This window comes from Alcanivorax sp. VBW004 (assembly GCF_009718865.1).
Lineage (GTDB): Bacteria > Pseudomonadota > Gammaproteobacteria > Pseudomonadales > Alcanivoracaceae > Alcanivorax.
Genome location: NZ_WNHC01000001.1, coordinates 2,248,945 through 2,275,299, shown reverse-complemented (window position 1 = coordinate 2,275,299; position 26,355 = coordinate 2,248,945). Strand labels below are relative to the sequence as shown.

The following is a 26,355-nucleotide window of genomic DNA, read 5'->3' as shown; positions in this document are numbered from 1 at the left end:
CATAGTTTCCCACAAAAACAGCCGCCATTTTGATCCCTGTGGGAAGCGATGCTTGCATCGCGAATACGACATTTAATCGCGGGCACTGATTTCATCAATTAGCTTTGCCCCTGAACGCGCCTTTAAACTTTCAACTTGCAGCTCATCCATGCCCCTGACCCGCCCCCTCGATTACACCCTCCCCCTGTGCATGATCGGCACAATACTGTCTCTGGTGTTCGATCTGGACGCCGGGGCCTGGCTGGCGCGGGTCACACTGCTGCTTTACCTGCTGGTGCAATGGCCCCGGCAAGCGCGGATGGCCAAGGGAATTCTGCTGGTGGTTATCGCCATGGCCGGCGTTGTTATCTGGCGTGAAGCCCTGCCTGTTCCGGTTTTGCTGCAGGCCCTGGACCGCCTCTGTTTTTTCGCCACTTTCGTTTCATCACTGGGCCTGCTGCGCGTCTCTGCCATGCGCTCGCGGCTGGTTCGCGATGCCGGGCAGACCCTGATCCGCCAGAAGCCCGCCCTACGCTACCCCACACTGTCCCTGGGGACGGCGCTGTTCGGCATCATTATTAACATCGGAGTGCTGAACCTGTTCGGGGCCATGGTGATGCGCAGCAATACACTCAAGGCCGCTGGTGGCCACGATGATATCCAGCAAGCCCGCGAACGGCGGATGATGCTGTCCATTTTGCGCGGCTTTGCCCTGGCCCCTCTGGTATCGCCTCTGGGGGTGACCATGGCAGTCATTCTGGCCAATATGCCCAGTCTCACCTGGGCCAGCCTGGCCCCGGTGGCGCTGCCCACCGCCGGGCTCTTTTTTCTGCTCGGCTGGTGGCTGGACTGGCAGCTCAGACCCAAACAACTGGCGCAACGGGTCCCTGCAACACAACCGCCCTCGCTATCGCCACTGATTCGCTTCACCTTGCTGGCCCTGCTGATCACCCTGAGCGTATTTGCCGTCGCCCTGGCAGGAAATCTGCGTTTGCCCGTCGCCGTCCTGATTGCCTGCCCGCTTGCAGCCATCCTGTGGATGGCAAAGCAGAGGCGGCGACTGGGGGGCGGCACCGGGCTGCGCCGATCGCTCACCTTGCTCGCCCGTCATTCGCGCTTGATCTTCGGTTCCAATCGGGGAGAAATTGCCGTGCTGGGCGGCTCCGCCTGCCTGGGCGCATTGATTACCCCCCTGGTGGATCAACATGCCCTGCACGAGCTGCTACTGGCCACCCATCTGCAAGGCGCCGCCATGGCCGTGGCAGCCATGTTACTGGTGGTCGGGCTGGCGCAAGTGGGCCTGAACCCGATTGTCTCTGTCACCCTGCTCGCCTCCCTGCTGGGTGACGGCGTCGGGGTGGACCCGAGAATTCTGGCGGTCGGGTTGATGTGCGCCTGGAGCCTGTCGATGATCTCGTCCCCGTTCACCGCCTCCATGCTGGTGCTCAGCCAACTGATTCGCCGTTCCCCCTACCGGATCGCCTGGCACTGGAATGGGTTGTTCTTTGTGCTGGTGGTGCCAATGCTGGCGTTGTGGATTGGGGTGATGACGCAATGGTTGTGAGAGCAGTTGAAAGTTCAAAGTGTAAAGTTAAAAAGCGCGCGCGAGCCTGTCGTGAACAGTTAAGCCGTGCCCGCGTTGCCCACTTTGTGGAAACGCGAGGGAAAGCACTTATCGGATGGCTTTGCCAGTTTTCGCGCTTTTTAACTTTACACTTTGAACTTTCAACTCACCCTCAGATCAAGCCGCGAAGAGCCAGATCCCATCGCGGTCTTCGCGCTGCACCCTGCCCTGCTCCAGTAGGCAATTGAGATGCGCAATACTCTCGCCCATGGCAAACATCATTTGCTGCACATCCAGGGTCCGCTTGAACATCACCGGCAACACATCGTGGGCATTATGAGGCTGCTCACGGCAGGCAGCATGCACCTGATCCAGCTGCTCGGCATGGTGATCCGCCAACGCATTGATCCGCGTATGCAGCCCCCGGAAAGGCAAACCGTGGGCGGGCAACACCAGCGTGTCTTCCGGCAATGCATCGCGGATTACTGTCAGGCTATCTACAAAGGCGGTTACCGGATTGGCGTCCGGCTCCGTGGGGCGCACCATCAAATTACTGGAAATGGTCGGCAGCACCTGATCCCCGCTGAGCAATACCCGGTCACTGCTGCGATACAGACACAGATGCTCCGGTGCATGGCCGCGGCCGATATACACCTGCCAACGCTCCCCATTGATGGTCAGCGTGTCACCCTCGGCCACCAACTCCGGGCTCTCAGGCAAGGGCATCACCACCCGGCGAAAACCGTTCCCCTTGCCCGCCACCTTGGCCAGGTCTTCACCTTGCAACCCATGGCTGCCCAGAAAGCCCTTGAAGCGCTCAATGGTCTGGGCATCGGTGGCATCACAAATACTGGTGGCCAGCTGCCACTCGCCGCGGCTCATGATCACCGGCGCCTCGCACTGCTGCTGCAGCCAGCCCGCCATACCCAGATGATCCGGGTGATAGTGGGTAACGATCACCCGGGTGACCGGTTTTCCGTCGAGCTGCTCTGTCAGCAGCTGCTGCCAGATTTCCCGGCTGCGCCGAACACCAAGGCCGGTATCCACAATCACCCAACCCTGGTTATCTTCCAACAACCAGAGGTTGATATGGTCGAGCGCAAACGGCAGCGGGAAACGCAGCCAGAAAACGCCTTCGGCCACCTTGAAACGCTGACCTGCCGGTGGCAGATCAGTAAACGGATAGATTAATGGGGACGTCGTCATAACGTTTTCCTTCTACTGCTAAATACGGCGAATAGGAGCACAACCATGCGCGCCTGGTGTATTGAAGATCAGCAACTGCAACTGGACACCCTGCCCGACCCGCAACCCGGGCCGGAAGAAATCCGCGTTGAAGTCAAAGCCATTGGGGTTAACCGGGCAGACCTGCTGCAGGTGCTGGGCCGCTACCCGGCGCCACCGGGCACCAGCAGCCGCATCCCCGGGCTCGAATATGCCGGTGTTGTCAGTGCCGTGGGCGAGCGAGTGCAGCAACGGAAAGTGGGCGATGCGGTGATGGGGCTGGTGCCCGGCTGCGCCTATGCCGAGCAGATCATCACCCATGAACGCGAAGCCCTGACCATGCCGGAAGGCATGGACTTTGCCCGCGCCGCCACGCTGCCGGAAGCGTTTCTGACCGCCTACCGGGCATTGTTTCTGGAAGGCGGCCTGCAACCGGGACAGTGGTGTCTGGTGCGCCCGGCCACCGCCGGGGTAGGCCTTGCCGCTACCCAGCTGGCCAACACCCTTGGCGCCCGGCCCATCGGCAGCAGCCGGGACTTGAGCAAGCTCGACACCGCCAACGACATGGGCCTCGCCGCCCAGGTGAGTGACGACGGTACCCTCGCCACCCAACTCAACGCCATTACCCACGGCGACGGGGTGGCGGTGATTCTGGATATGGTCGGCCCGGACTGGAATGACCTGCTCGGCGGCCTCCGTGCAGAAGGCAGCCTGGTGAATATCGGCGTTCTTGGCGGCTTGAGCACCGAGCTGAATCTTGGTGCTCTGCTGATGAAACGCCAGACCCTGAAAAGCATGACCATGCGCAGTCAGCCGCTGGAAAACCGCATTCGCCTGGCGCAGATTTTCAATGACCGGCTGGCGCCACTGTTTGCCAGCGGCGCCCTGCTGCCCCTGCCGCTGGAAACCTTTCCCTTTGAAGACGCAAACGCTGCCCACCAACACATGGCCAGCAACGACTTCAGTGGCAAGCGCGTGATCGTGGTCGAATAACGGAAGCGCTGGACGGTGCATGGCAGCCCATAGGGAAACAGTATTCGGAATACTATTTCACATTACCTTCCGGCGCCTCAATGACCAAAACGATCAGCCCGACTGAATCCGGCAAGCGCCCGCCCCCGCCCTGAGACCAAAAAAAGGTTCTTCACGGATTAGGGTGAATAACTCGCTTTTCGCCGTCTGATGGGTTTATAGCGAATAAACGGCACTTTGCCAAACGCTCGAGGCCGAATGCCTGACGTAAAACCCCATAGCCTGAGAGGTTGTCGTTCTTGTGGCATCTCCTTAATCGGGTAATGCATTCTGGGCAGAAAGCATGGCGGCCAAGGTTTTCAGGTTTTGAATTCAAGCGTCCGTCGTCGGGCATCCGGCGTCCAGCGGTTGCCAGGGCGGGATAATGAGACAAGCTTTGAAGTCGGCTGATCACTCAATGCCGCGATGAACCAAAAAAAAGCGGGTACCCAAGGAGGGTACCCGCTGAAAGACACCACTAAGGGGTTAGCGGTGTGCGCTACAACACGGTTTGAATGCCGTTAACTCTTTTTACGAGTCTGGCGTTTCGGGGCAGGTTTTTCCTCGGCGTGATCCAGCGCCTGAGTCAATTCCTGCACCCGTTTTTCAAGCTGTTCGACCTCCCGCTTGTTAGGCAGGCCTAAACGGGATAAAGCCTTGTTAAAGCGGTCATCAAAGGCTTTTTCCATTTTATCCATGGTCTCGCCGGTATGGTGGCGAACCCGTTCTTTAATCTCTTCCACCCGGGACTCGGTTTTGTCCTTGGTGTGCCGCTCCACTTCGCGGCCCGCTTCCACCAGAGCATCAAAAAAGCCGCTGCCCTCTTCTTCGGCGCGAGCAAAGGCGCCCAGACCGGCAAGCCAGATCTGATGGGTGTACTTGCGAATATCTCGTGAAGCCCCACTCAGGGCTTTCAGCGGGTTTTGACGCCCGTCTTTTTCGTTCTGGTTCTGTTCTTGGTCGGACATGGTCCAAACTCCCGAAGGCAATTCCACGAGCGAATGCAGCGGGAAAACAACACACAAGCATTATCAGCGCGCGGAGTGAATTATAGGGGGGTAGTGACGCCGGGTAGCGGCGCATTGTCGAACAATAAAACAGTGTTGGTCAGGAGATCCCTTCCTGTTATGCCAAGTGCTCAAAATCCAGACAGCCTGCACTATTCAGGCTTTATTCGCCGGTATCATCCTTGTCGCTGGCGCCTTGCCGACGGCCACTGATCAAGCCGACACCACGGGCCAGATCCCGGGCCCTGTCACGGATAACGTCCCGCGAGCGGCCGGTCAGCAGATCCAGAAAACGCTGCCGCAACCGTTCTTCAAGTTGTGCTGCACCCTCTTCAAGGCGCCGGTCTATCTTGCGCTCAACCCGGGGAGCCAACCAGAAATGCCCGATAATACCCAGCAAAATCAGGGTGAGCAGCGAAGAGCCCGCCGCCGCTGCAAACAACAACCACCCAAGGGTGGCCATGTCTATCTGCAGCACCTGCATTCAACTGACTCCAAACATAAACACTAGCTGGAAAACACCGGCCATGGCCCCCAGGAAACCACCCACCACAATCAGGATCCATTCGTCTTCCTGAAAGGCCGGGCGCAACAAATCCTGAAATTCATCGGAGCTCAGTGCCTGCATGCGCTCGGACATGAGCCGTTCCACAATTTGTCCGCGCTCCTTGTTGAAGCCCTGGTCCTCAAAAGGCTCCACCGCCAGATCCACCGCCTTTTCTTCCACCGCCTTTTTCAGGTCAGCGTAGCCTTCCGGCCCCACGGTGAGCTGGGCGGCAGTACGCACCACGCCACCGTTCAGCAGCGGTTTCAAATGGCGTTTGATCAGCGCTTTGGTACGGTCACCTCGCGGCCCGTTCACCACCTGGTACATAATATTGCGCAGGGTAATAACCTGGTCCGTGGACAGACGGGCAAAGGATTCCGCCACATCCTTCTGACGTTTCAGGAATAGTCCCTGAATCCGGAATGGCCCAACCTTGATGGGGTTGAGTGGACGGAAAATCAGGTTCAGTGCCAGCCAGTTGGTGGCAATCCCGACAATAAAACCGAACAGCGGCAACACCCAGTTTTCCGGCATAAAGATAAAGACAGGAACCTGGATCAAGCCGAACAGGAAACCAAAATACAAACCGGAGTTGGTCACAAAGCGGAATTCGGGGTCGCCCACTTCGCGAAACATCTGGACCATGAGCTGCTTGTCTTCGCTCATCTGGGTGACAACCATGTGCTTCATGTCCACCAGGCTGTCCAGATTACGGCTGATATCGTCAACCACGTTGTCCATGACGGCCGGAATGGCCCGGCGGGCACGGCTATAGACCCGCTTGCGCACCAACAGCGGCAGGTTTTCCCACAGCACCGCATTGCGCTCGGTCATGACTTCGTCGGTGTATTCTTCGATACGAACCTGAATGGTGCGGGTGAGGTGGGCAGAGATTTTTTCCGGTTCCATTTCGCGGAAGAACTCGTCCAGGCTGCCCAGCTTCGAGAGCGCCTTGTCTACCACGATACCCGCCATCTTTTCGACCTTGGAGGGGATGATGCCCTGCCAGCCGAAAAAAGGGCGGATGCCCAGAAATTCCAGGGGATAGAATGTCATCTGCACGGCCATCCAGTTGGTTGTCCAACCGACGGCACCAGCGATGAACGGAATACTGACGTACTTCCAGAAATCCGGGTACGCAAGCAAAGATTCCAGCATTTAAAAACAACTCCCCTCCAAGGGCTGGTGCACTGTAACGTGACAGTGCCAAGGCGAACAGGTCCCGAGTACACCTATCCAAGTCAAAAAAGCCAATGTTGTTTAATTATGAAAATGCATAGTATAGGGAGCCGTCATGCCAAATATAAGCGACATCGCGTAATTTTTGGCAACAAAACGGGACCGAAAACATCACTTCGGCCCAACATAAAGACAGGACCGCGCTGCCACCATGCCTGAAACCGGTAGTTTCCCCCAGCTTATCGTGCTCGGGGGCCTGGAAAGTGCCCTTAACCAGGCCCTGACAGGGACACAACAAGGACGAGAACGCCTCGCCGCCCTCCATGGAACCGTGGTGCGCATCCGTGCCGAACGCCCGCGTTCGGTCCTGTACGTGCTGATTTATGAAGACGGTGTCGAGCTGCTGACCGACTACGAAGGCAATGTGGACATCCGGGTTCGCGGCCCGCTGGGCGGCATGGTCCACTGGTTGTTTGCCAGCGAACCACTGGAAGACCACGAATCATTACGCATCACCGGTAGCGACGCCCATGTGGCCCAACTGGCCGAGCTGATCAATCAGTTCAGCCTCTGGCCATTGATCCGTAACTGGCTGGACGACCACGTACGGCTCAAGGAGCTGCTGGCACTGCTGCGCCGGGAAGATCCGGTCTGGCTGGAACAGCTGGCCACCCTGCCCCGGCAAGTGGGCCAGCTGGCTGAGCAGATGGCGCAACAACAATTATTGCAGGAAGACATCCTTGATGAGCTGCGGCAACTGCGCGGCGAATTTCAGCGAGCGCGTAAACTGGACCAGTTCTTTACCCTCACAGGCATGCTGCTGATTCTGCTATCGCTGATGAAGGCATCCGATCTCTGGGAAACCACCTGGCATGCGCTACAACAGGACTTCCTGTCCCTGGCCATGCTCAGCCTGGGCATCGCCTGCCTGGTGATTCGTTTATTGCCAAAACGGCTTCAATAAAAGCCCGATGCTGGAGACACCACGCCTGACGCTATAACCCGGAACCGGCAAACCGGGCCAAAGTCACGGCTTGTCTTTGCGCCCGAAGATTTGTCCAAGACGCTCCCCCACCATCTCGGCACTGGTGCGCGCCAGGTTGCGGCTGGCGCCTTCCAGTAATTCCTTGGAGGGCAAATTACGCACCCCTTCCACCAAGCCCCGGCGAACCCCTTCCTCTACCCGGTCCGAAAGCACTTGTGCGGCCTTCTCCACCTGTTCATCCAGCTCCCGTTGCAGGCTGTCACGCAAACGGGGCTGAAAATAGAAATGTGCCCACACCCCGACAGCCAGCAGGGTGAACAGGGAGCTAAGCAGCGCCGACGCGACAATCCAGGTAACCGACATGATTGATCCCTCTGAGTGAAACCCGTTCCGGGCCACGCTTGCTGGCAACTGCTTGCGTAACAGTGACCGACATTGTTGTTAAATAGAGTATGCACCCGATGCCGGACAGCCGTGAACCCGCTAGAGTTATGTCAGCGGGAATGGAAGCCTACAACATGAGCAGGATGCCATCATAATCTCTGGTCCCGAGGTGCCAATGACTGCCGTGACAAGCCCGCAACGTGCAGAAAGCCATAGCCAACATGTTTTGCAACAGGCGTTATCGTTTTGCCGGCGACACAAACAACCCTTCGCACTCCTTGCCATCGACCTGCAGGAACTGAAAACCCTGCAGGCTGAAATTGGCGAGCATTACATTGCCCCACTGTTCGCACAATTCTGCCAACAGCTGAATAACCGCAAACGCTGTGAAGATATCCTGATTACCACGCGCAGCAATCAGGTGGTGTTTCTGGCCCTGCCCGGCACCCATGCAGACGGCGCGGACATCGCCGCCGGGCGACTACTGGACTGGCTAAACCAGCACGAATTCAGGATTGATGAATTTCGCGTCACGCTGAACGTGCGCATTGCCGTTCATGTGCACAGCGGCGCTGACAACGAAGGCACCGGGCGACTGGTCAACGACACCCTGAAGCTGTTGCGCCAACCCGCGGAGCGCGGCCAGCGCATCCTCTCCCCCCAGGCGCAGAGGCAACAAAACCAGCAGGCCCAGGCTCAGGAAGACACACAACAAAATGAAGCAAACCAGCCCCAGGCGCTTAGCGATGCGTTACTGGCGCAGGCCCGCAAAGATGGCTTGCTCGACACCCTGACCCCCTTCATCAACGCACTGGATGAAAGCGCGCGCCTGGAGTTGGTGGATCACCTGCTCGACGCCTCCACGCGCACGACATCGACGGCCAAACCTTACGGCTTTCGGGCAACCAACACCGCACGACGAGGGGCCGGATAACCTTCACGGGTAAGGCGGTGGTCGTCCGGATCCAGAAAATCCGGGAGCGACTGGAAACGCATCCAGTCCGTGGATCGCTGCTCTTGCACCGTGGTGTTGCTTTCATCCACACACCGCACATCCACAAAACCACACCGTTCCAGCCAGCGGGTGAGCATGGCCACCGAAGGCAGGAAAAAGACATTGCGCATGACCGCGTAGCGATCTTCCGGCATCAACACGGTGCGCTCGTCACCCTCCACAACCAGGGTTTCCAGCACCAGCTCGCCGCCGGCGCATAGCGCGCCTTTTAATTCCAGCAAGTGATCCAGCGGTGAACGCCGGTGGTACAACACGCCCATGGAAAATACCGTATCAAACTGGCCCCCTTCCGCGGGCAGCTCTTCCATGCGCAGGGGCAGGAACCACACCGGTAACTCAGGGGCAAAACGCCGCACCGCCAGGTACTGCACCAGAAACAGAATGGTCGGATCGATCCCCACGACCGCACTGGCACCGGCCGCCGCCATGCGCCAGCAGTGGTAGCCACTACCACAACCCACATCAAGAATACGTCGCCCCGCCAAAGGCGACAGATGTGGCGCCACCCGTTGCCATTTCCAGTCCGAGCGCCACTCCGTCTCCACCGGCACGCCGAAGAATTCAAACGGGCCCTTGCGCCAGGGGATTAAGCCCTGCAGCGCCTGTTTCACCGCCTCCGTGTCATGCTCACCGACCCCGCCAATGGTCAGCGTGTCCTGGTCCAGCGCACACGCCGCCGGCCCCACCGGCAACGCCTCCAGTGCCGCCAGCCAACGGGGCAAATCCCCGTGGGGACGGTCGACCAGACGCTCCCGGGACAGCGTCATCACGGCGGACAAGGGTTGCGGAGCAAACAGGGGCTCAAGCCCGCGTTCACAGGCCTGAAGGTAATCGGTAAGCATCAGCGTACGGCCAGTAGAGAGATGAAATTAAAACAACGGAACCAGACATGAATATGCCGGTAGCCCGCCTTTTTCAAGCGCGCCTCATGATCGGCCAGGGTCTCCGGGATCAACACATTTTCCAGCGCGGTACGCTTCTGGCTGATTTCCAGCTCGGAATAACCGTTATTGCGTTTGAAGGCATGGTGCAGTTCGGTCTGCAAGGCATTTTCGGCCTCATTGGCAAAGCGGATTTTTTCCGACAACACCAGAATGCCGCCGGGCACCGTGGCCTCCGCCAGGCGCTGAATCAGGGCGTCACGTTTTTGCGGGGCAATGAACTGCAACGTGAAATTAAGCACCGCCATGGAACAAGGCGCGAATGCCATCTCGGCCACATCGCCTTCTTCCAGTGTCACCCGGTGGGCCTGACCGGCGTCTGCCAGCAAAGTGGCAGCCTGCTCAATCATGGCGCGGGAATTATCCACCGCCACAATCGGGTTCCCACTTTCTTCCGTCAGCGACGCCATGGCCGTGGCCGCCGCCCCCAGGGAACAGCCCAGGTCGTACAGGCAGGTATCGGGCTGGGCATAACGGGCCGCCAGCACCCCGATCATATCGATAATGGTGGGGTAACCGGGCACCGAACGACGAATCATGTCGGGGAAAACCCGCACTACCGTATCGTCGAAGGAAAAACGCGCCACCTGCTGGTGGGACGTGGCGTAAATGCGATCATGCTGGTCTGACATAGAGGCCCCGGTATTCGTCTGCGGGCCGATTATAGCGGTGTGTGGAGCCGGGGAGAAACGGCTGCGGATGCAGCCGTCTGAAAAAACGAGAAACGCGAACCGACAGAAAGGGGGCTTACTTCAGGCTGACCCGCAAGTTGGGATTAAAGTCCTCGTCGGCCAGATCATCCAGGTAGCTATCTACAAAGTCCCGGGTGGCGGCATCGCTGTCAGCACCAAGGCGCGCCAGGGCATCCCCCAGACTCACCGTCTGGCCGTTCAGACTCACCTGGGACGCTGACAGGCTCAGACCCATATCAATCACCGCATATTCCAGATTTTCCGCGTGACGACCTTTGACCATATGGGTGAGTACGGTCTGCCCATCCTGACAATCGATGGAAAGCAGGGACTCACCGGCCGTCATTTGCACTTCTCCGGTTTCAATCAACTGATCCACCAGCGCGCCAAAAGCACTGTCCTGGGACGCCGCCTGGCACAGCCGGCCCTCCATCCCCGGATTCAACTGGGCCTGGGCGGGCAACACAGCGGAAAGAGTCAGAATAATTGCAAAAATACGCATATTTCCCCCATTTCTCTCTGTTGCCAGCCCCCATTGGCTTGCACAGCAAGAAATCAATAAATCACGATTGCCGGTATTGCGGCGGGCATTATACGAACTAATGCGTACACATGTTAACCATTTTTAATCATAAATGGGGTAGAAAAAAGACAAATATTAACCCGATACGCCGAGGGCATTCACACAGGTTTCATAAATAATGCTTAGCCTTCAGATGAACAAAGGACAGGTTTCGGCACGGTGCTTGCTTGCACCATCCGTTACCACGGGGATTACCTTTCGGATGTTGAACATGCCAGCCACTCACCATCACTCGTCATTTTCATTCCTCACCGTTTGCGCTGCAGCACTCACCGCCTGCGGCATCGGCCTGACATTCAATGATGTTCAATGGCAGCTGGTCAGCATGGCCAGTTTTTTCAGTGGCCTTGGGTTGGCAGTCGTCGCCTGCCTGTTTCACGCCATACGCCGTCATCGGGCCTGGCGTATTGAAGGCGCAATTCTGGCAAGCCTGATGGTGCTGGTGTGGTCTGCGCCGCTGCTACCGCCGGCCATGCAGGACACCTTGGTCTACCTTATGCCGTAACGCCCAGATACTGGGAAAGCGCCTGCTTCATGGCCGCCAGAGACAGGGGCTTGATCAACTGCCCGTTCATCCCCGCCCTGGAAACCCGGCCTCCCTGCTCGCTAATGGCATGGGCACTGAGCGCCAATACCTGACAGGGTGCCCAGCCCTGCTGCGCCTCCAATTCGCGGATATGATGGGCACTGGTAAACCCGTCCATCACCGGCATGTCCAGATCCATCAACACCAGGTCCAGCTCCCCATCCTCAGCGTCAAAACAGTCGACTCCCTGCTGGCCATCTTCCGCGACGATGATGTGCGCAATGCCCAGCCGCTCCAGATAGCCTTTGGTGACCATCTGATTGACCGGGTTATCTTCCACAATCAAAACACGCAGGCTGGAAATGGATTCCACTGCCACCGGCTCGGTGACAATCGGGATTGCCCCCGGCACATAGCTTCCCAGTAACTGCTGAAGATCATTGACCGTGACCACCGAGCGGCGCAGCACACGCACCTCCCTGGGTAACCAGTCCGGCGTGTCGCAACGCATGCCAATCAACACCAAGACCTGGATACGGGCGGGGTTCAGACGCACCATCTGCAACGCTTCGTCGAGCAGCGCCTGTTCCGGCAGGCCATTGATCAGCAAAACGCCACTGCGGATTTCCCCGTTCGCTTCCGCCAGTTGCCCGGTGTTTTCCACCACTTTCACGGTTTCAAAACGTGGGTCATCGACCAGCCAATCCTCCAGGCTTCCCTGCGCATCCCAAAGCCAACTGGCTGGCGGCAGCTCGGCCATCATCGGAATTTCATCCTGCTCGCTGGCCATCTGGATACTGAAACTGAACCGGGAACCCAGCCCCGGGGCACTGTGCACATGAATCTCACCGCCCATCAGCCCCACCAGTTCCCGACTGATGGACAGCCCCAGCCCGGTACCACCATAACGGCGGGCGGTATTGGCAGATGCCTGGGTAAAACGCTGGAAAAGTTGCGTTTGCTCGTCCTGGGTCAAGCCAATGCCGGTATCGGTCACCGCAAAGGTGAACAGCGGCGCTTCACCGCCGTGACGGCGGCACACCAGCGACAGTACAACCCGCCCATTGCGGGTGAATTTCACTGCATTACCGATCAGGTTGATGAGGATCTGGCGCAGCCGGATCGCATCCCCCACCACATCCGACGGGGTGTGCGGATCCACATCCAGAATCACCAGGGTACCATTATCACTGGCCGGCAAATTGAACATCTGCACACATTCCGCCAGCAGCGTCGGCAGATCAAAGCGCTCTTCGACCAACTCCAGTTTGCCGGCTTCAATTTTGGCAAAATCCAGCACGTCGTTGATCAGCGCCGTCAGGGTTCGGCCGGCGCTATCAATCAGGCTGATATATTCCTGCTGCCGTGGCGACGGGTCGGTCTCGCGCAACAATTCCGCCAGACCGATCACACCGTTCAGTGGCGTCCGGATTTCGTGGCTCATGCGGGCCAGGAACAGACCCTTCGCCTGGCTCTCGGCACGGGCATTGATCGCCCGGGAATTGGCCCGGTAAACCCACAACGCCAGCCCCAGCACCAGCACATACAACAACACGATCCCCAGCATCATCCAGACCGTGGCCCTGGCCTTCTCCTGGCGAGCATTGCTGAGCAACTGGTCCGCCAGTGAAATCAACGTGGCAGACAGCCCGTCCAGTGATTTCATGGCATTGCGGCTGCGATCGTAGGCACCTTCCCAGGACACCTGAATCCGTGGTGCCAGAATCAACTCACGTTCGGACCACTCCAGAAACGACAGCAAGCCGCCCTGCACCAACCGCCACTGCTGCTGCAACTCAATGGCACCGGTACGGGCTACCAGCGCCTTGATTTCGCTGTCGATGATGCTCATCTGATGCTGCAATCGCTGCCAGGCATTCTCCAGACGCCGGGCATCATTGTCCCCCAGATAACCACCACGCAGGCTCACATACAGGGCCAGCGCCCGAATCAGGCCAATGTCTTCCTGGGCCTGACGAAATGAGCCCAGCGGCAGGGACAGCACCTCATTGGGTTCCAGCCCCTCTCCAATGGACAGATCCGACACAAACAGCACCGTGGACAAGGCATTGCTCAACCGCTGGGTAATCTGGTTGACGTTATCGAAGGGGCCGACCACATCCTCCAGGGGAATACCGGTTTTCACCGTCAGGTCGCGCCAGGCTTCGCTCAGCAAGCCGCCCTGATCATTCAGCCCCGGAATATCCCGTTGGCGGACAAGCTGCAGGAAGGCCAGCAAACGGCTACCGGCACGGGAGCGGCTGAGCTCAAAACGGGAGACAATTTCCGGCTCCTGGGTATGAATTGCCGCCGGGGCCAGATCGCGCATGTCATTTAGCGGCGGGAACGCGGCCAGCCCCTCATCGAACAGGCGCACGTCTTCACGCATGGTATCGTAGGTATCGAGCATACCCAGGCGGTGTTGAATCAGAAGCACCAATGCGATGGCGAACGGCACGGTGATTAGCGCAAACAGCAACAGCATGGCCGCACTGGTTCGCAGGCCCACAACCGGCAAACCCGGCGCTGACTGCGATCTGTCTGGCGACACATTATGTGATGGCTTTTCCATCCGCCTGCCCTGAAAACGGTTATGCTCGTAGTTTGCCATTACTTAGGCTTTGCCACATCTCTGAACACAACGGCATATCCTTACAACAAGATGTTTACCTTGCCCTATGCTGCGACCCATGAATGTAAAAGCTTGCTATCTCTTGCCTGCCTTCACACTGGTGCTTCTACTAGCGGGCTGTGCCGGCAAGCCCGTGGAGGAAACCCCGGATACACCGCTAAACGTGCAAAAGCTGGACAAGGCCAGCCTGAAAGCCACGGGTTCGGAAAATCAGGCCCGCGCACTGCCCGATCGCCAGGCGCAGCTTGGGCTCTATCAGGCGCCCAAGACCCTGGCCGGCCTGCAATTCGATGGAGAGATCAGTTCCGAACACGCGCGCACCCTGCGTTACCGGGATCCGGATGGCAAGGAGCAGCTTTCGCTCACCCTGTCCGGCTTGCCCACGGGCTGGGATACCATGAAACCCGAGCGCGCCGTGGCCGGTTACTACAGCGAGCTGCGCCAGCGCCGGGTCGACAAGGCGCTCAGTGACAGCGCCAACGCGCTCAGCATCATCAGCGAGCGACTGGTCGACCTGGAAGGCAACCCCAGCGCCCAGTCACAAATGCGCTGGATAGAACCCAACCGCCCGATTCAGAACCAGGCATTACTGGTCACCCTGATCAACGACGACTTCATTCGCATCAGCAACGCCAGTTATCGGCAGAAAACCGTCTGGCTGCTACAACAGGCAAAGCGTGTACTGGCAGAATTCAAGGCGGCCCAGAGCGTGCCGGCCCCGTAATCACAACGTGTTACCCTAGGCGCTCTGCGAAGCCGCCAACCACACAGGTTCCATGATCTCTGCCCTGCCCACTGCCCCGATCTCCACCCGATTAAAGGGGCCGTCTTTGCCATGACCGAAACCGCAGCCCCTGTCTGCCCGCATGCCATCGTCATCGGCGCCGGGCTGGCCGGATCCACCACAGCCCGCGCCCTGGCCGAACGGAACTGGCGAGTGACCGTTGTGGACCCCCGGGGCATTGCCGCCGGCGCGTCCGGCAATCTGGCCGGCGTGGTGTATAGCACCGCCAGCCCGCACCTGACACCACAGAACCGTTTCTACCAAGTGAGCTACCGTCATGCGTTACGCTGGCTGCACTATTACAGCTTTCCCGCCAGCGATCAGGACGGCCAGCTCAACGGGGTCATCCAGCACTTTGTAAACGACAAACAACGGGACAAATTCACCGCGGCCATGGACAGCGGCGCCTGGCCTGCCGACCTGCTGCGCCCGGCGCCGGCCAGCAATGGCGTGGAACTGGTGGGCGGCGGCTACCTGCGCCCGGATCGCTGGTGCCAGCACCTGCTTGATCACCCGGGCATCACCCTGCTTCGTGAATCCGTGACCTCACTACACGAAGGCACGCCCGCCAGCGTCATGCTGGACAATGGCAGCCAACTGTACGCCAACGCCGTGGTGGTCTGCGCCGCCGGGGCCAGCCAGCAGCTATCGGGCCTGGCCTGGCTACCGCTTAAACACATTCGCGGCCAGGTCAGTTATTGCCAGGCCACCGAGGCCTCCCGGCAATGGCAGCAGGCCCAATGCCATGGCGGCTACCTGACGCCGGCACTGGATGATCTGCATTGCGTAGGCGCCACCTTCAATCTGCACGACAACCAACCCGGCCCCACCGATGCAGACGACGCTGACAACCTGGCACAACTGAAACACTACCTGCCCGAACACTGGCAGGCGCTAGGCGGGGAAACCATTGTCATCCAGGACCGGCGCGTGGCCTTTCGTTGCCAGAGCCTCGACTTTGTTCCTCTGTGCGGCCCGTTGCCCGTGGCCACCGACAACCCGCATCGCGCGGCCACCGGCCTGTACCTGAACCTGGCCCACGGCAGCCGGGGTATTACTGGCACACCGCTATGTGCCGACCTGCTGGCCGATTTGATAACCGGGCAAGCACTGCCCGTAGACTCACAATTGGTTGACGCCCTGGACCCATCCCGGTTTATTGTTCGCAAACGCAAAAAACAACCTGAGTGGAAACCATGCAATTAATCAGCTTGCCCATTACCGCCCTGTACGCCGCCCTGTGCGGTTTTCTTGTCGTCGCCCTGGCCGCTAACGTGGTTCGCTACCGTCTGGGAAAAAAGGTGTCCCTGGGTGACGGTGGCCACAAAGACGTAAACCGCGCGATCCGTGCCCACGGCAACACGGTGGAATACATTCCGCTGGCGCTGATCCTGATGGCATTGCTGGAAATCAATGGCGGCGGCAATAGCGCCCTGCACGTTTACGGCATCCTGCTGCTGGCCGGGCGCGTGTCCTACGCCTATGGCATGCTGGTGCCCCGCAGCAGCGCCAACCTGCCCCGCCAGCTCGGCATCCTCACATCCTGGATTGTCATTGTCGGCACCGGCATCCAGTTGCTGTTGGTATAGGCTGGAAGCGTGACGCTCCACGCCAGATGCCTGGCGCTAAAGACGAAAGAGAAAACAGAAATTCAGGGTTTTGCACGTCATCGAATGCTTCCCTGACAATATTCACTTTTTTATAGAACTGGATATATGCCCATCATCGTTCCCTGGAAAGACCTGCCACCGGATACCCTTCACAACCTGATTGAAGAATTCGTGACGCGAGACGGCACCGACTACGGCGACACGGAAATTTCCACCGCCACCAAGGTGGAGCAGGTACGCGAACAGTTGAAAAAGGAACAGGTCTTTGTGGTCTTCGATGAGACCACCGAGAGTGTTTCCGTGCTGGGCAAGGAGCAACTCGCGGAAATAGAAAACGGCCTGTAACACCGGCCTCGTTTCCTTGACGAATGGTTGGGTTACGCCGCAACGCGGCGTAACCCAACTGGCAACGCGCTTCAGAAGGTGAAACCCACCCCCAGACTGAACGCATAGACATTCATGTCAGCGTTGAACTCCGCATCCCCCACTTCAGCATACTGGTACTGCGGCAAACCCGGCGCCCGGATGAAAGTTCTTTCCACCGTGGCCGAAACATCTTTCACGCTGATGTATTTAAAATCCGCCGCCAACCACCAGTAGTCCGTCATCCGCCAATCCACCCCCACCTGGCCAACCCAGCCAAACTTGTTCTCGATTTCCAATTCCGGCTCGCCCACTTCAGTAAGAATGGGGTTAGTCACGTGGCTGTCGTAGGTGAATAAATACACCACTCCCAACCCGGCATAAGGGCGGAAATTTCGCTCGTTACGAAAGCGTTTCACCAACGTCACCATGGGCGGCGCTACCTTGGTTTCCGCCACTTTTTCCCCCAAGGCTGGAACACCGGTGGGAATCCCGTTGGCTTCGGTCACCAGGGGCACATCGGCAATGCGCCCCTTGGCTTTTAGCTCAAGAGTCGGCGGCATGGCCGCCATCGTTTCTACTGACCAACCCCCCCCCCAGGCTCCCCATCGCAGTTTATAGCCAATCGTTGCCGCCGGAATCATCAGCGGGTCACTAAAGGCATCGCCTTCCTGTTCGCCTGATTCCACCGCCACTTCCGCAATTTCCGACAGGTTGCTCAAGGTGATCGAGTTGGTCTTCACATCCGGGCTCATATAGAGAGCCCCGAGACGAAAATAAAGCCGGTCCTCACCAAACAGTTTTTGCGTGAACTTCACCCCGGGATAGTCCGGTCCGTAAAGATCCTGAGCGGCGCTGGCGTTGCCTCCCAGCAGTGTTAATACGGCAGCAAGGTAAACCCGTTTTTTATTGGTCATTGTTATTTTCATGATTACCGATCTCCCGCGTTTTCCTGGCCAGCCGAGGTAAAGCGCGCGTGGGCCGGATTGTTGACCACCCGGATGCGGAAGTCGTCCTTGGCAATGCCCAGCTCCAGTGAGCCAACACCCTCTTCCGGCAGCACCCCGCCAATAATCAGATCAAGCAGGTCACCCAATACCGGGATAAGGGCCCCCAGGTCGATACTCAGATTCAGAGAGGCAGCAATGGCAGACGCATTACTCGATTCCAGCGTAATCTGGCCATTGCGCAGGAATTTCACCGGTCCGTTCAGATAGGCAGACACCGGCAGGCTTCTCACGTTGGCGTCAGCCACATTCGGAATGGCTGCCCCGCCGGGGATCAGCGCCGAGAAAAGTCGCACATCCGGTGCATCCAGCCAGGCATCCAGACGGGTAATAAAAACCGGGTCGTCAATTTCCTCACCGGTGTCCGGGTCGATGGCGTTGATGACAAAACCCCGCAACGGCTGCGGCGGCATGTCGTCATAGGGCCGGAAACGCAACACCAGCGCTCCCGTTTCCAATGGCAGAGGTATCAAATCGCCCAACACGGGAATGGCCAGGTTTGCGTTGGCAACCAGCGACGTCCCCATGACATGCTGGGCATTAATTTCCACCGGAATAGCCGTGTCCCCCACCGTCTGGATGCAATAAATATCTCCATCGGCATCTTCCTCGGTGGCACACCAGCGACCATTCCCTTCATCCACCAGACCGATGTAACTCAGGTCCAGCGGCACCTTGGGCAGAAACGCCATGGGCAGCGCCGCATTGGTAAAGATCTGGTCGCCCTCATCAAGATTGGCGCCGCCGATCAAACCGCCGGTGCTTTTGATAAAGCCCCGGGCATGGTTTTTTTCTGCGCCCGGCTCGTCAACATCCTGAACACCGTTACCGTTTACGTCCGTGTATTTGCGAGTCAGCACCGTGGCATAGGCCGCCCCCACATCCGGCGTCGCGGTAAAATCAATCAGAATGGGTGGGCCACCTTCGCAGGGCATGTTGGACAGAGGGCCACAGGTGCCCATGCCATTGAGCGGATCCGTATTGATACCCAGATTGTCGAATCGGTCATGACTACGGAATACGTCCTCCCCATTGTCACCACCGTTGATCACCAGCCTGTATGCCCTGCCCGGCACCAGGGTGTTGGGCGGCGGTACCGCACGCAGACGCAGGCTGTTACGGCGGGCTGACAGCGGAATAGATGCCCAACCGCTCTCCGTTGCTTCAGCCAGACACATGGCTCCGCCTTCACAGGACTCACCATCAGCCGCAATGGTGCCGAAGGTCATGGACGCCAGCTCCATGGGCATATTGAAGCTCACCTCAATGGGGCGGCTGACGTCGTAAAAGAAGGGATAGTAAAGTGAGTCGTCGGCCAGGCCGCCCACGCAGCGCCCCGCCATTTCCAGCGTATTACCCTGGGCATCCTGGCGCTCGACACCACGGTCTTCCAGCGCACAGCCGATACCCGGGTACAACCCCAGCACCACCGGCGGCAGCACCGGAGCATCGTTGTTGGCCGCGTAGCTGGCGGTATCAAAAACAATCTGCCCGCTACCGTCGGTGGCGTCACCGGGCACAAACTCCAGGTAAGAAGGATCGAAGATATCCATGTCTTTCAGGTTATCGCCCAGATCCAGGTTATAGCGTTCACCCGCCGCCAATTCATCGAGCGGCGTGATCACCAGATTGGAGCCACTGCTGCGCACCTGAATCGGCACCGGCTCGCTGCTGGCCTGGCGGAACAGCTGAACCCCTTCCATGCCCTCGTCACTCACCGGCTCGTTGAATACCACGATGATATTGTTGCTCGGCTCTACCTGGGTTTGGGTATGTTCGGGAAAGGAGCCGGTAACCTGCAGCGGATCACGGTTGAGCTGTTCAAATTCGAATGCCGAATCCGCACGCACCCCCAACGCAAAGTCCGCACTCACTTTGGCTGCACCACTAAGGATATCCAGCTCCAAAGTACGGAAGACTTCGAAAGTCAGGGCCCCATCCTTTACGTCCACCACCCCGACTGCCTGCACATGCATCAGGTTCTGGTTAACCGACGCGTTGCCTCGTGGCTCCACCGCATGCATGGCGAGATCGAAATTCATGTGGACATACATCGGCGCAAAATCGTCATCGGGCTGAAAGCCCTCGGGCCGATAGGGATTGGTGGTCAGATAACCGGTGACGTCAGTGACAAAGGTGCCGATCAGGTCACCGGTGAACATGGGCGTGCGCACTTCACCGCCCAGCAGGATTGGATCGATACCGGTAATACGCAGCTGCTGACCGGCGCGGGCCACCACCGGCACGGCTTGCACATGCTCATCCGGGCGCCCCATCCAGCCTTCCAGCACCAGCGGCTTGGCATCCACCTGGGTAAGGCCCAGGGCCTCGGTGACCAGGTTGAACTGGTTGAGCGGCAGCCCGTGCAGGCGTGACATTTCCGGGTACCCCGGATCACCCAGCGCAGGCTGGGCTTTCATCAACTGCTTGATCGGCGGATTGAGATCGGCCACATCATCCTTGGATAACCGGGGCGTCAGTTCATAAACCACCGTCTCCAGCACGTCCTCATCAAAATCCTGCAGCCCCTCCAGCGTCAGCGTGTAGGTATCACCGCCGATCAGATCGGTTTTCGGGTCGAGAGTAATGTAATGACGCTCGCTCAGAATGTGCGCATCCACCAGCTCCCCGGATTCCTGATGCACCAGTTGTACCGTGTCACCATAGCGTACGGTGGTTTGCACCAGCGGCTCGGTAAAGGTGATGCGTACCGGCGAAAAATCCATGAACGGAAAACGTTCAGCCCCTTCAGGCTCAGGCAGATAGACCCCGGGGCTTTCCTGATTGATAGCCAACACCTCGGGCACCTGATCAGGCACTGGGTGGTACTGGCGAGTGCGAAAGGTGATCAGCGGACCGTCCTGGCCCAGGTTTACCACTCCCGGGGCAATCTCGGGTGACACCCAAAGGCGGTATTGCTCACCGGCACGCAGGTTTTCCATGGAAAACGTCAAGGTCCGATTCCGGTTCGACACCTCGGCACTGGCCAGGTCAACCAGATTCCCTTTGCTGTCCGCCAGGCAAAGCGCACCAACAAAGTTGTCACCGTCGGGCTGGCAATCTTCCCTGGCCGCAGCCTCATCAATACCGTTGGAAAACGTCAGCAGCAGCTTGCTTCCCAGAGGCAAGTCCACCATGCCACTGGAGGGGTAAGCGTAAATGAGGGCATTGCCAGGGTCCGGCGGCACGAACACATCCGGTTCTTCTTCACAGGCTTGCAGCAATGGCAACAGCAGCAGGCAGGCGATGGCGGGGAGTTTTATTATACGCATCATGTCACCCTTTTCTTGTTTTCGGACTACATAGTCACGGATGCATGCGACAGCGCGCCAGTGCCTGCGCGTTAGCGTTTGTAATTTAAAAATCTACAAAAATCAGGCTTTTATCTACTTTTACGGTATACGGGGACATTTCCTGTGTATCCGTCTCAAGCACTCACCCCTTCTTTTACAGGCTCGTCCTCCGGCCGATCTTCATTGAGCGCTTTTGCGTTGATCAATTTATTGCTTAACAAAAAGGTGACAAAAAAAACCGCAACATGACGATAAGTATCATGTTGCGGCCTGATTGACATGATTCGCTTCAGTGGCAGATCGTCATGCCTGCCGGATGCGCAGCGTTACCAGCACAGTGCGCAGATGGGGAACGGGCACATTCAGGCGGTCCGCTATGGCGACCACGTTGCCAAGAATCGCATCCAGCTCGATGGGCCTGTCGTTCAGATAATCCAGCGCCATGGAGTTTTTATACGCGCCCATGGCCCGGGTTCCTGACAGGTTCTTCTCGATAATGCCGTCCGGCATGGGGTAGCCATCGGCCTGGGCCACCGCGATCACCTCTTCCATCAAGGTGCGAATCAACGCTTCACCGCCTGGCGCATCGAGCATGGTCAAGGTATCGGCCCCGTTGGCCAGCACGCTCAACGGATTGAACGGAGTATTCCAGACGCACTTGCGCCAGCGTTCACCCACCACCGCATCCGTCTCGTTGATATCGATGCCCCCCTCGCGGAACAAGCCCGCCAACTGCGCGCAATGATGATCAAAGCCCGTGGGGAAATTGCCCATGACCAGCTGCCCATAGGCCTGGTGATTAACGGTGCCCGGGCCAGTGCGACTCACCGCAATAAACGCCAGACAGCTCACCAGAGGATTGCGCGGGAAGGCATCCGCCAGCTCACGCTCGATATCCAGACCATTCTCAATCAACACCAGCCCGGTATGCTCGCCCAGCCAGGGGCGCACCAGTTCAGCCCGGTCCACGCCCGGCAGCACCTTGACGCACAACAACACATAATCCGGAAACCTCGATGGGGTATCGCCGGGTTGATAGACCTGATCCGGTGTCCACGACAGCTCTCCCAGAGGGCTGGTAAAGCGAAAGCCGTCGGCCTTGACTGCGTCATAATCCGACCGCAGCACCACGCTCACGGTACAACCCGCCCGCTTCAGAATCGCGCCATAAAAACTGCCGATAGCACCGGCGCCAATTACCAGAATGTCCGGCTTGTCATTCCCGGTCTTGTTCATGTTCGTTGTTCTCCCAAATGTCGCATGCCCTGCTGCATGCTGCGCAGCGGCAACAGTGCCGCCACAAAGATGGCCAGCAACAGCAGAAATGCCATATCAAAACCCGCCTCGAACGATTGCGCCGCCGACGCATCCGGCCGAGTCTGGGCAAAGGATTCACTGAAAAACTGAATACACAGGGCGCACAGGTTCACACCCAGTGCGCCACCAATCTGGCGACCAAAATTAAAAATGCCCGAGCCCTGGGGGATCAGCGCCGGCGGCAACAGCCCCAGAGCCCCGGTGGACGATGGCGGCATCATCAGCCCCAACCCCACCCGGCCCAGCAAGGTCCACCACACCAGCCACACCGCTGACGTGCCCAGGTTGGCACCGGCCATCAGCACCATGTTGAAGATAAACAACACCAGCCCCGCTGCCATGATCCGCGTTTCCGGGAAACGGTCGGTCAGGTGGCCCGCTACCGGAAAGGTAAAGGCCATGGCCAGGCCCGCCGGCATCAACATCAGCCCCGCGCTGGCCGCGCTCTCGCCCAGCACTTGCTGAAAATACAATGGAGTGATGTAGGTGGAAGCGAACACCCCGGCACCAATCACCATGGACATGAGGAAACTGCCAGTGAAGCCCCGGTAGCGAAACACCCGCAGATCCATTAACGGATGCTGCAGACGGGTTTGCCAATAAACAAAAAACGCGGACAGCCCCAGGCCACCGAAAAACGCCAGCAACAGCAGTGGGTCTATCCAGTCGCGGCGATGCCCATTGGCCAGTGCCCACAGCAAGGCTGTGATGCCCAGCGCCAGCGAGATCAGCCCCACCCTGTCCAGTGCAACCGGGTCCGCCTCGGCTTCACGCCGTGGCAGGTAGCGGGCTGCCATGACCATCCCCACGACACAGGCCGGCAACACCACCAGGAACACGGCTCTCCAGGACAACGTATCCACCAGCACCCCGCCAATGGCCGGAGCAATGGCCGGGCCCAGGACAACACCCAGCCCATAGATACCCATGGCCTGACCGCGACGATTGAGAGGGAACACCTGGAAGATGGTAATCATGGCCAGCGGCTGGATCAGCCCGGCCAGCAGGCCCTGCCCTACCCGGGCCGCCACCAGCAAGGGGAAATGTTCACTGGCAGCGCCAATAATGGACACCACCACGAACAGGCCCATGGCCAGCAAATAAGCACCACGGGCCCCAAATCGTTGGGTACACCAGGCATTGAGCAGCATGCCCACTGTCATTGCTGCCAGGAAACCGGTCGCCAGCCAGTGCACTTGATCCTGCGCCAGCTGGAACTCGATCATGATGGTGGGAATAGCCACATTGATAATGGTGGACGCCAGCACCACGGACATGGTGCCCAGCATCACCGTTATCGTTGCAAGCCAGCGGTAGCGCGGGCCATGCAGAGCAAAAAGCGCCTGGACCTGCGCCTCCACTGTTGCCATTACCGGGAGGTATCTTCGCTGACCCGTACCAGCAGCTTGCCCCGGTTACGCCCTTGCAGCAGCCCCTGGAAGGCATCCACGGTGTTTTCCAGCCCTTCAACCACATCTTCCTGGTACTGGATTTTGCCGGCCTGCATCCAGGTGCTCATGTCGCGGACGAAATCTTTCATCAGGTGAGCATAATCGAACTGGATAAAGCCCTTGATCAATACCCGTTTCACCAGCAGCTTGGTCAGAAACGCGGGCAACTGATCCGGCCCCTGGGGCGCTTCGGTATCGTTGTAATGAGCAATGCGACCACACAGGGGAATACGGGCGAAGTCGTTCACCAGCTTCATCACCGCATCAAACACCTTGCCACCCACGTTCTCGAAGTAAACATCAATGCCATTGGGGCAGGCGGCTTTCAGCTGAGCTTCGAAGTCGTCGTCCTTGTAGTTCACACAGGCATCAAAGCCATAGGTGTCCACCACGTGCTGGCACTTGTCCGGTGCACCGGCAACGCCGACCACGCGGCAGCCTTTGATCTTGGCGATCTGCCCAACAATCTGACCCACCGCGCCGCTGGCCGCAGACACCACCACGGTTTCGCCTTCTTTGGGCTGACCAATTTCCAGCAGCCCCGCATAGGCGGTAAAGCCCGGCATACCCAGCACGCCCAGCGCCGTGCTGATCGGCACCTGTTTCGGGTCCAGCTTGCGCAGCATTTCCTTGCCCTGCACGGAGTATTCCTGCCAGCCACCGAAGCCCAGCACGTAGTCACCGGCTTCATAGCCTTCCAGGCGCGATTCCACAATCTGGCCGACGGTGCCGCCCTGCATCACATCACCCAGCTCCACGCTGGCCGCATAGGACTTGGCCGGGCTCATGCGCCCACGCATGTACGGGTCCAGGGACAGGTAGATGGTCTTGATCAGGACCTGGCCCTCTTTTGGCGAAGGCATCGCGCCTTCTTTCAAAGGCAGATGTTCAGGCTGGGGCATCCCCTTGGGGTACTCGGATAAAATAATCTGGCGATTCACACTCATGCTTTCTCTCCCGTAAAACGCAAAACAGTAAAAGTCAGTCCACACACTGGGGGAAGGCAGGCCCGCTTCAAATAGCGCATTGCGTGGATTGTCGTTTCAGGCCGCCCCTGTGTCGTTAGCGACCGCCACCACAACCAAAAAGGGCGGCCGAAGCCGCCCTTTTTCGTCTACTTATGCTGCATCGTCATCCACATCCAGCAAGCTTTCCAGCTGCTGCATGTGGTAACCCAGATCACCCAGCTGGTGATCAATGAGCACAATCCGCTTGGCGTAATGGGCCACTGCGGTTTCTTCCATCATGCCCATGCCGCCATGCAACTGGATGGCTTCTTCCGCCACCTTGCGACCGGACTTGCCGATAATCGCCTTGGCGGCGGCCACACGCTTGGCGCAAACCTGGGCCGGAGCGTCCAGAGAACAGGCCGCAAAGATGGTCATGGAGCGAGCCTTTTCCAGCTCCATACGCATTTCCACCATGCGATGCTGCAGCGCCTGGAACTTGCCAATGGCCACACCAAACTGCTGGCGTTCCTTGATATAGGCCAACGTCTGATCACAGGCCACTTCCATGGCACCGGTGGCTTCTGCGCACAGGGCAACAATGCCCAGCGCCAGGGATGCTTCCAGCGCATCGATGGCCTTGCCTTCCTCGCCCAGCAATTCCGCCGCCGCATTATTAAAGGTGATTTCCGCCGCGCGCAGCCCGTCGATGGTTTCGTAACCGCGACGGCTGACACCGTCGGCGTTGGCATCCACGATAAACGCAGACAAACCATCACGGTCCGTGCCATTACCGCCGGTACGGGCAATCACCACCAGCTGGTCGGCGCTGTCACCGTGGAGCACCACGGCCTTGTTACCCGTCAGGCTGTAGCCATCACCGCTTTTCTCTGCGGTGGCTGCCACGTGGGTGTGGTCGTAACGGCCTTCCGGCTCGTAAGCCGCCAGTGCCAGACGCAACTCACCACCAACAATCGCACTGATCAGTTTTTCTTTCTGCGCATCACTGCCCAGTGAATTGATCAGGGTCCCGCTCAATACCACTGTGGCCAGATAGGGTTCCAGCACCAGGCCGCGGCCAAAGCCTTCGGCCACGACCATCAGTTCCGGGCCGCCGCCGTTGAAGCCACCAAAGTCTTCGGAGAACGGCACGCCCAACAGGCCAAGCTCGGCAAACTGCTGCCACATTTCAGCGGAATACCCCAGCTCACTGGTGCGGGCTTTTTCGCGTACGTCGAAGGGATAACCATCGCGAACCAAGCGGCCCACGGTTTCTTCGAGCATGCGCTGTTCGTCGCTCAGTTTAAAATCCAT

General features: G+C 58.6%; 24 protein-coding genes. 9 read left to right on the top strand and 15 right to left on the bottom strand.

Annotated features, from left to right (window positions below):
• Positions 1 to 148: 148 nt before the first annotated feature.
• Positions 149 to 1,543, top strand: a complete 1,395-nt coding sequence (locus F1529_RS10400; RefSeq protein ID WP_230457765.1) for a hypothetical protein — start codon at positions 149 to 151, stop codon at positions 1,541 to 1,543.
• A 177-nt stretch (positions 1,544 to 1,720) separates the two neighbouring features.
• Here the strand turns inward: F1529_RS10400 and F1529_RS10395 are convergent, their stop codons facing one another.
• On the bottom strand, positions 1,721 to 2,749 hold the full coding sequence (locus tag F1529_RS10395) for an MBL fold metallo-hydrolase (protein ID WP_007150814.1): 1,029 nt from the start codon (positions 2,747 to 2,749) through the stop codon (positions 1,721 to 1,723).
• A 45-nt stretch (positions 2,750 to 2,794) separates the two neighbouring features.
• Between F1529_RS10395 and F1529_RS10390 the strand changes: the two genes are divergently transcribed.
• On the top strand, positions 2,795 to 3,760 hold the full coding sequence (locus tag F1529_RS10390; protein WP_155134477.1) for an NAD(P)H-quinone oxidoreductase: 966 nt from the start codon (positions 2,795 to 2,797) through the stop codon (positions 3,758 to 3,760).
• A gap of 539 nt (positions 3,761 to 4,299) precedes the next feature.
• On the opposite strand, the gene F1529_RS10385 is transcribed toward F1529_RS10390, so the two are convergent.
• From F1529_RS10385 to F1529_RS10375, 3 genes are all read right to left on the bottom strand, one after another.
• On the bottom strand, positions 4,300 to 4,773 hold the full coding sequence (locus F1529_RS10385) for a phasin family protein (protein ID WP_299127751.1): 474 nt from the start codon (positions 4,771 to 4,773) through the stop codon (positions 4,300 to 4,302).
• Positions 4,774 to 4,948: 175 nt separating this feature from the next.
• On the bottom strand, positions 4,949 to 5,269 hold the full coding sequence (locus tag F1529_RS10380) for a hypothetical protein (RefSeq protein ID WP_039927036.1): 321 nt from the start codon (positions 5,267 to 5,269) through the stop codon (positions 4,949 to 4,951).
• Positions 5,270 to 6,490, bottom strand: coding sequence for a DUF445 domain-containing protein (locus F1529_RS10375; RefSeq protein ID WP_007151354.1), 1,221 nt, complete (start codon positions 6,488 to 6,490; stop codon positions 5,270 to 5,272).
• Between the two features lie 232 nt (positions 6,491 to 6,722).
• Here F1529_RS10375 and F1529_RS10370 point away from each other — a divergent pair, with 232 nt between their 5' ends.
• A complete protein-coding gene (locus F1529_RS10370; RefSeq protein WP_007149772.1) occupies positions 6,723 to 7,475 on the top strand; it encodes a hypothetical protein in 753 nt (250 codons plus the stop codon).
• Positions 7,476 to 7,538: 63 nt separating this feature from the next.
• On the opposite strand, the gene F1529_RS10365 is transcribed toward F1529_RS10370, so the two are convergent.
• Positions 7,539 to 7,859 carry a hypothetical protein gene (locus F1529_RS10365; RefSeq protein ID WP_007150905.1) on the bottom strand — a complete coding sequence of 107 codons (321 nt, stop codon included), beginning with the start codon at positions 7,857 to 7,859 and terminating at the stop codon, positions 7,539 to 7,541.
• A gap of 196 nt (positions 7,860 to 8,055) precedes the next feature.
• Between F1529_RS10365 and F1529_RS10360 the strand changes: the two genes are divergently transcribed.
• The gene (locus tag F1529_RS10360; protein ID WP_155134474.1) at positions 8,056 to 8,814 is read left to right on the top strand and encodes a diguanylate cyclase domain-containing protein; all 759 of its coding nucleotides are present in this window, start codon (positions 8,056 to 8,058) and stop codon (positions 8,812 to 8,814) included.
• Here F1529_RS10360 and cmoB read toward each other — a convergent pair.
• The 3 genes from cmoB to F1529_RS10345 all read right to left on the bottom strand — a co-directional run bounded on the left by cmoB (position 8,769) and on the right by F1529_RS10345 (position 11,030).
• Complete coding sequence (gene cmoB / locus F1529_RS10355; RefSeq protein WP_155134471.1) at positions 8,769 to 9,737, bottom strand: tRNA 5-methoxyuridine(34)/uridine 5-oxyacetic acid(34) synthase CmoB; 969 nt, start codon at positions 9,735 to 9,737, stop codon at positions 8,769 to 8,771. The genes F1529_RS10360 and cmoB overlap by 46 nt on opposite strands.
• Positions 9,737 to 10,468 carry a carboxy-S-adenosyl-L-methionine synthase CmoA gene (gene cmoA, locus F1529_RS10350; protein WP_155134468.1) on the bottom strand — a complete coding sequence of 244 codons (732 nt, stop codon included), beginning with the start codon at positions 10,466 to 10,468 and terminating at the stop codon, positions 9,737 to 9,739. The genes cmoB and cmoA overlap by 1 nt, the downstream gene beginning before the upstream one ends.
• A gap of 115 nt (positions 10,469 to 10,583) precedes the next feature.
• Complete coding sequence (locus F1529_RS10345; RefSeq protein ID WP_155134464.1) at positions 10,584 to 11,030, bottom strand: hypothetical protein; 447 nt, start codon at positions 11,028 to 11,030, stop codon at positions 10,584 to 10,586.
• A 292-nt stretch (positions 11,031 to 11,322) separates the two neighbouring features.
• Between F1529_RS10345 and F1529_RS10340 the strand changes: the two genes are divergently transcribed.
• Positions 11,323 to 11,616, top strand: coding sequence for a hypothetical protein (locus F1529_RS10340; protein WP_155134461.1), 294 nt, complete (start codon positions 11,323 to 11,325; stop codon positions 11,614 to 11,616).
• Here F1529_RS10340 and F1529_RS10335 read toward each other — a convergent pair.
• Positions 11,606 to 14,209, bottom strand: coding sequence for an ATP-binding protein (locus F1529_RS10335; RefSeq protein WP_155134458.1), 2,604 nt, complete (start codon positions 14,207 to 14,209; stop codon positions 11,606 to 11,608). The two genes, F1529_RS10340 and F1529_RS10335, sit on opposite strands and share 11 nt — an antisense overlap.
• A 118-nt stretch (positions 14,210 to 14,327) precedes the next feature.
• On the opposite strand from F1529_RS10335, the gene F1529_RS10330 reads away from it, so the two are divergent.
• The 4 genes from F1529_RS10330 (at position 14,328) to F1529_RS10315 (ending at position 17,008) form a co-directional block, all read left to right on the top strand.
• Positions 14,328 to 14,993, top strand: a complete 666-nt coding sequence (locus F1529_RS10330; RefSeq protein WP_230457764.1) for a hypothetical protein — start codon at positions 14,328 to 14,330, stop codon at positions 14,991 to 14,993.
• Between the two features lie 111 nt (positions 14,994 to 15,104).
• Positions 15,105 to 16,259, top strand: coding sequence for an FAD-dependent 5-carboxymethylaminomethyl-2-thiouridine(34) oxidoreductase MnmC (mnmC, locus tag F1529_RS10325; protein ID WP_155134452.1), 1,155 nt, complete (start codon positions 15,105 to 15,107; stop codon positions 16,257 to 16,259).
• Entirely contained in the window at positions 16,250 to 16,642 is a 393-nt protein-coding gene (locus F1529_RS10320) for an MAPEG family protein (protein ID WP_007148439.1), read from the top strand. Before mnmC ends, F1529_RS10320 begins: the two co-directional genes overlap by 10 nt.
• 126 nt (positions 16,643 to 16,768) lie before the next feature.
• On the top strand, positions 16,769 to 17,008 hold the full coding sequence (locus tag F1529_RS10315) for a YheU family protein (RefSeq protein ID WP_155134449.1): 240 nt from the start codon (positions 16,769 to 16,771) through the stop codon (positions 17,006 to 17,008).
• Between the two features lie 71 nt (positions 17,009 to 17,079).
• Here the strand turns inward: F1529_RS10315 and F1529_RS10310 are convergent, their stop codons facing one another.
• The 6 genes from F1529_RS10310 to F1529_RS10285 all read right to left on the bottom strand — a co-directional run bounded on the left by F1529_RS10310 (position 17,080) and on the right by F1529_RS10285 (position 26,355).
• Positions 17,080 to 17,943 (bottom strand): OmpW family protein, encoded by an 864-nt coding sequence (locus F1529_RS10310; protein WP_230457763.1) that lies wholly within the window; start codon positions 17,941 to 17,943, stop codon positions 17,080 to 17,082.
• A gap of 14 nt (positions 17,944 to 17,957) precedes the next feature.
• A complete protein-coding gene (locus F1529_RS10305; protein WP_155134443.1) occupies positions 17,958 to 21,308 on the bottom strand; it encodes an Ig-like domain-containing protein in 3,351 nt (1,116 codons plus the stop codon).
• Positions 21,309 to 21,629: 321 nt separating this feature from the next.
• Positions 21,630 to 22,562, bottom strand: a complete 933-nt coding sequence (locus F1529_RS10300; protein ID WP_155134440.1) for a ketopantoate reductase family protein — start codon at positions 22,560 to 22,562, stop codon at positions 21,630 to 21,632.
• Positions 22,559 to 24,013 (bottom strand): DHA2 family efflux MFS transporter permease subunit, encoded by a 1,455-nt coding sequence (locus F1529_RS10295; RefSeq protein WP_155134437.1) that lies wholly within the window; start codon positions 24,011 to 24,013, stop codon positions 22,559 to 22,561. Before F1529_RS10295 ends, F1529_RS10300 begins: the two co-directional genes overlap by 4 nt.
• A complete protein-coding gene (locus F1529_RS10290; protein WP_007151132.1) occupies positions 24,013 to 25,041 on the bottom strand; it encodes an NADP-dependent oxidoreductase in 1,029 nt (342 codons plus the stop codon). The genes F1529_RS10295 and F1529_RS10290 overlap by 1 nt, the downstream gene beginning before the upstream one ends.
• Positions 25,042 to 25,212: 171 nt before the next feature.
• Complete coding sequence (locus tag F1529_RS10285) at positions 25,213 to 26,355, bottom strand: acyl-CoA dehydrogenase family protein (RefSeq protein WP_155134434.1); 1,143 nt, start codon at positions 26,353 to 26,355, stop codon at positions 25,213 to 25,215.